Here is a 468-nt window from a genome sequence, read left to right on the forward strand (position 1 = left end):
GGGTTCGGGCTGGTGCCGATTGCCGCGATAACGCAGTCCAGATCGAGCACAAACTCGCTGCCCTCGACCGGAATCGGACGACGGCGGCCGGATGCGTCAGGCTCACCCAGCTCCATCTGCTGGCACTTGAGGCCGGTGACGTTGAAGTTCTCGTCGGAGAGCACCTCGAGCGGCGCGGTCAGGAACTTGAACACAACGCCTTCTTCCTTCGCGTGGTGAATCTCCTCGAGACGAGCCGGAAGCTCCTTCTCGGAACGGCGGTATACGATGTAAACCTCGTCTGCGCCCATGCGCTTTGCACAGCGGGCAGCGTCCATTGCTACGTTGCCGCCGCCGACTACTGCAACCTTCTTGGCGTGGTAGATCGGGGTGTCGGAGTTTTCCTTGTATGCCTTCATCAGATTGATGCGGGTCAGGTACTCATTCGCGGAGTAAACGCCGTTTGCGTTCTCGCCCGGAACACCGATA

At 60.0% G+C, this 468-nt stretch carries 1 protein-coding gene; it reads right to left on the bottom strand.

Going from position 1 to position 468, the window contains the following annotated elements; all coding sequences use genetic code 11:
• A partial coding sequence (locus PGY33_RS14300; protein ID WP_270479211.1) for an FAD-dependent oxidoreductase occupies positions 1-468 on the bottom strand: 468 nt, incomplete at both ends.

The sequence above is a fragment of the Butyricicoccus sp. AF18-9LB genome (assembly GCF_027684505.1).
Classification (GTDB): domain Bacteria; phylum Bacillota; class Clostridia; order Oscillospirales; family Butyricicoccaceae; genus Agathobaculum; species Agathobaculum butyriciproducens.